The sequence below is a fragment of the Streptomyces sp. NPDC003042 genome (assembly GCF_053591315.1).
This window is the reverse complement of sequence record NZ_JBSFTP010000159.1, coordinates 1-5,225: the sequence shown is the minus strand read 5'-3', so window position 1 is coordinate 5,225 and position 5,225 is coordinate 1. Positions and strand designations below refer to the sequence as shown.

General features: G+C 72.1%; 2 protein-coding genes. Both read right to left on the bottom strand.

All coding sequences use genetic code 11. The features are described 5' to 3' along the window. Positions 1-621 (bottom strand): condensation domain-containing protein (locus ACWDYJ_RS35895; protein ID WP_451569801.1); only part of this gene is annotated, 621 nt, incomplete at its 3' end. Continuing rightward, the coding region (locus tag ACWDYJ_RS35890; protein WP_451569800.1) for an amino acid adenylation domain-containing protein at positions 618-5,225 on the bottom strand (4,608 nt) is incomplete at its 5' end. The genes ACWDYJ_RS35890 and ACWDYJ_RS35895, both read right to left, overlap by 4 nt.

Genomic DNA, 5,225 nt, shown 5'->3' with positions numbered 1-5,225 from the left:
CCACGCCTCCCGCGCCGCCTCCCGGTCCCGGCCGTCCAGCCACGCCAGGTAGTCCCGGTACGGCCGCACCCGCGGCAGACCCGCCCCGTCACCCGTTTCACCGCCGGCGGCGTACAGGGCCATGAGCTCGCGGAGCAGCACCGGCATCGACCAGCCGTCGAGCACGATGTGGTGGTTCGTCATCACCAGCCGGACGTGGTTCTCGGCCAGCCGGATCGCCGTGAACCGCAGCAGCGGCGGGCGGCCCAGGTCGAAGCGCTTCGCGCGGTCTTCGGTGGCGAGTCGGGCGGCCTCGGCCTGCCGCTCCTCCTCCGTCAGCCCGGTCAAGTCAACTTCGGTGAACGGGAGTTCCACCTCGCGCAGAACGAGCTGCGCCCAGCTGCCGTTCTTGCGCTGCCGGAATCCGGCCCGGAGGTTGGCGTGCCGCTGAAGCAGGGCCTGCCCCGCTGCCTGCATCCGGGCCGCGTCGAACGGTCCCTCCAGCTCGAAGGCGAGCTGGCTGACGTAGACGTCCAGCCCGTCGGTGTTGAACAGGCTGAGGAACAGGAAGCCCTCTTGCAGCGGGGAGAGGGAAAGAATGTCCTCGATCTTGCTGCGCGAACGAGACGGTTGCTGGCTCACTGCTCTATCTCCCACTCGGACTCAAGGTCGGCTTCGAACTCCTCGATCTCGGACTGGCTGAGAGAGGCGAGGGTCACGTCGGACGGGGTGAGGCCTCCCGCATCGGGGCGGCCTGCGTGCGATACCAGGGCTTCGAGGGCCTGGAACCAGAGTTCGGCCAGGTTCCGGGCGTCCTCGTCGGTGATCAGGCTCCGTACGTAGGTCCAGTCGGCGCGCAGCTCGGGTCCGTGCTCGCCGTCGTGCGCCACCGCGCTGACCTCCACGGCGTGGGCCATGGGCGCCGCCGGCCGGAAGCCCGCGACACCGCCGCCGATCACGCTCCACGGTCCGGGGTCGCCCGAGGCCGGGGCCGTCCTGCGCCCGAGGTAGTTGAAGCCGTACCCGGGTTCGGGGAGCGCGGCGAGCCGCGGGCCGGTGGTGGGGTTGAGGTGGCGCAGCAGGCCGTAGCCGAGGCCGTCGCCCGGGACGGCGCGCAGCTGCTCCTTGACCTGCTTGAGGGCGTCGCCGAGGGCCGCCCCGTCCCGCTGGAGCATGCTCCAGTCGGCCACGGCCGGCGCCAGCCGTACGGGGTACATCGCAGTGAACCAGCCTGCGGTGCGGCTGAGTTCGGCGCCGGGTACGGCGTCCTCGTGGCGGCCGTGGCTTTCCAGGTCGACCACCACCGGGGCGTCGGGGTCGCCGCCCCGGCCGCGCCGCCAGTCGGCGACGGCGAGGGCGAAGGCGGTCAGCAGCACGTCGTTGACGCCGGCGTTGACGGTGCGGGGGACCCAGGTGAGCAGGGCCTCGGTCGTCTCCGCGCGCAGGCTGAGGCTGATGCGGCCCGCCTGTGCGTGGACGTCACGCGTACGGTCCACCCGCAGCGGGTTGTCACCCGCAGCCGTGCCCTCCCAGTGGCCGAGCTCGGCCTCGACCCGGGGGTCGGTGGAGAGCCCCGCGAGTGCGGTGGCCCACTGGCGCCACGAGGTGCCTACGGGGGCGGGTTCCCCGCCCTCGTAGGCGGCCGCCAGGTCCGGCACCACGATCCGCCAGGTCACCGAGTCGACCACGAGGTGATGGGCGACCAGGATCAGCAGGCCCTCGGTTTCGGCTCCGCGGTCCAGCCACACGGCCTGGACCATGCGGCCCTCGGCGGGCGCGAGACGGTCACGGGCGGCGGTCGCCAGTCCGGTGACGAGCTCCTCGATGTCCTCGGCGGGCATGGCACCGGGCGCCTCGGCGCGGGAGAGGACGCCGGCGGCCGGCACGGCGCCGGGCTCCAGGACCTCCATGGCGCCGTCCGCGCCGACCCGCAGCCGCAGCGCGTCGTGATGGTCGAGGATCTTCTGGAGCGAGGCGGCCAGCCGGGCCGGGACCAGCCCCGCCGGGACCGACACCACCACCGACTGGTTGAAGTCGTCTCCGCCCAGACCGAGTTCGTGGATCCGGGCCATCACCGGGGTGGCCGGGACCGGGCCGTGCGGATCGACTTCCGGGAGTTCCGCCGGGGCACCGGTGTCCCGGCCGGTGAGCGCCTCGGCCAGAGCGGCCACCGTCTGGTGCTCGAAGACGTCGCGGACGGCCAGCGTGAAGCCGGCCGCGCGGGCGCGGCTGACGAACTGGATGGAGAGGATGCTGTCGCCGCCGAGGTCGAAGAAGCCGTCCTCGACGCCCACCGTCTCCAGCCCCAGGACCTCGCAGAACAGCGTGCGCAGGCTCTCCTCGACCGGCGTGAGGTCCGAACGCCCGGTGGACACCGGGGTGTAGTCCGGGGCGGGCAGCGCCTTGCGGTCGAGCTTGCCGTTCGCGGTCAGCGGCAGCGCGTCGAGGGTGACGAACGCCGACGGCACCATGTAGTCGGGCAGGGTCTCCCGTACGAAGCAGCGCAGTGCGGACGCGTCCACCCCGTCCGTACGGCCATCGCCCACCACATAGGCCACCAGCCTGCGGTCCCCGGGCCGGTCCTCGCGGACGATCACGGCCGCCTGGGCCAGCTCGACGCGGCTCGCCAGCGCGGTCTCGATCTCGCCCAGCTCCACGCGGAATCCGCGGATCTTGACCTGGTCGTCGGCCCGGGCCAGGTACTCCAGCTCGCCCGCGCGGTTGAGACGTACGAGGTCACCCGTGCGGTACATCCGCTCACCGGCCACGCCGTACGGGTCGGCGACGAACCGCTCGGCGGTCAGCTCGGTGCGGTGCAGGTAGCCGCGCGCCAGGCCGCCCGAGATGAAGAGCTCTCCCGGCACGCCTGCCGGCACCGGCTGGAGGTACTGGTCGAGCACATAGGCCCGGGTGTTGCCCATCGGCCGTCCGATGGGCAGGGTCGCCTGCGCGGAGTACGGGGCGCGTACCTCGTGCTGGGTCACACAGAGCGTCGTCTCCGTCGGACCGTACAGGTGGCGCAGCACCGTGTCCGGTGCGTGCTCCAGCACCCGGGCGACCGCGGCGGGCGAGACCACGTCACCACCGGTCAGGACCTCCCGTACGCCGGCGAAGCACTCCGGGGCCTCCTCGGCGATGACCCGGAACAGGCCCGCGGTGAGGTGGATCGCGGTGATGCCGTGGGTGGTGATCAGCTCGCGGATGGAGGCGGCGTCCAGCTGCTCGGGCGGTGCCACGACGACGGTTCCACCGGAGATCAGCGGCACCCACAGCTCGTAGGAGGACACGTCGAAGGCGTGCGGTGCGTGCAGCAGCACCCGGGCGTGTGTGCCGGGCTGCCAGGCGTGGTCGCGTACGAGGTCGACGACACCGCGCTGGGTGACGGCCACGCCCTTGGGCCGGCCCGTGGACCCGGACGTGTACATCACGTACGCCAGGTCCTGCGGGCGCAGCCCCACGCTCAGGTTGCCGTCCGGGTGCTGTGTGGCCGGTGCACCGTACTCGTCCACCACCAGGACCCGTGCGCCGAGCTCCGCGGCCCGCTCGGCCTCCCCCCGGTCGGTGAGGATCAGCGAGGCCGCGGTGTCCTCCACGACAAAGCGCATGCGGTCGAGCGGATAGGTGTCGTGCAGCGGGGCGTAGGCGCCGCCGGCTTTGGAGATGGCGAGGGTGGCCACGACGTGGGCCGGGGACCGCTCCATCAGCATGACCACCGGCGTCCCCGGCCGGACTCCCTGCTGACGCAGCAGATGCGCCAGCCGGTTCGCCCGGGCGTTGAGCTCGCCGTACGACAGCGTCGTCGTGCCGAACACCACGGCCGCCGCGTCGGGGGTCAGGGTGGCCTGGGCCTCGAACATCTGCGGCAGGGTGGTGTCCAGGTCCTCCAGCGCGGGTCCGGCCCAGGCGTCGAGCAGCTGATCGCGTTCGGCCGGGCTCAGGATCCCGACCTTGGAGAGCCGGACGTCGGGGTCGGCCGTGACCTCCTCCAGCACGCGGACGAAGCGGTCCACCAGGGACTGCGCCGTCGACCGGTCGAACAGGTCGGTGCGGTAGTCCAGCGCACCGGTCAGGCCTGCGGTCCGGCCCTCGCCGTCACGGGTTTCGGCGAGCACGAAGGCGAGATCCACCTTGGCGACGCTGAGCCTGCTGCGCTCGGGGGTCACCCGCAGCCCGGGCAGCGTGAGTGCACCGTCGGCGGCGGCTTCCGCCGCCGTGTTCAGGTTGAGCATCACCTGGAAGAGGGGGTGGTGGGAGAGGGTGCGGGTGGGGTTGAGGGCTTCGACGAGGCGTTCGAAGGGGAGGTCTTGGTGGGCGTAGGCGTCCAGGTCGGTCAGGCGGGTGTGGTCGAGGAGTTCGCGGAAGGTGGGGTTGCCGCTGGTGTCGGTGCGTAGGACGAGCGTGTTGATGAACATGCCGATGAGGTGGTCGGTGGCGTCGTCGGTGCGTCCGGCGATGGGGGTGCCGATGGGGATGTCGGTACCCGCGCCGAGGCGGGTCAGCAGGGTGGCGAGCGCGGCCTGGGCCAGCATGAATGTGCTCGTGCTGGTGGTGCGGGCGAGGGTGGTGAGCCGCTCGTGGAGCTCCGGGGTGAGCGTGAACGCGACCCGGTCGCCCACCTGGCCGGCGACGGCTGGTCGGGGGCGGTCGGTGGGCAGGTCGAGTTGTTCGGGGAGGTCGGCGAGGGTGTTCTGCCAGTAGGTGAGCTGGCGTCCGGCGGTGCTGTGGGGGTCGGTGTCGTCGCCGAGGATGGTGCGCTGCCAGAGGGCGTAGTCGGCGTACTGGACGGGGAGCGGGGTCCAGTCGGGGACCGTGCCTTGGGTGCGGGCGGTGTAGGCGGCGGTCAGGTCCTGGGCCAGCGGGGTGCGGGACCAGGCGTCGCTGGCGATGTGGTGGATCAGGAGCAGGAGCACGTGGTCGGTCGGGGAGATCCGGAACAGGGTCGCCTTGACCGGGATGTCTGCCGTGAGGTCGAACGCGTGGTGGGCGGCCTCGGAGAGCCTCGCCTCCAGTTCGGCCTCGCCCGTCCGGACCGTGGGGAGCGGAAGGCTCGCCGGGTCGAAGGCGTGGATGACCTGGCGCGGTCCGTGCTGCTCGTCCTCGGTGAAGGTGGTGCGCAGGCTTTCGTGGCGGGTGACGAGGTCGTGGAGGGCTTGGTGGAGGGCGTGGGTGTCGAGTTTGCCGGTGAGGCGGAGGGTGGTGGGGATGTTGTAGGTGGGGGTGGGTCCTTCGAGTTGGTGGAGGAACCA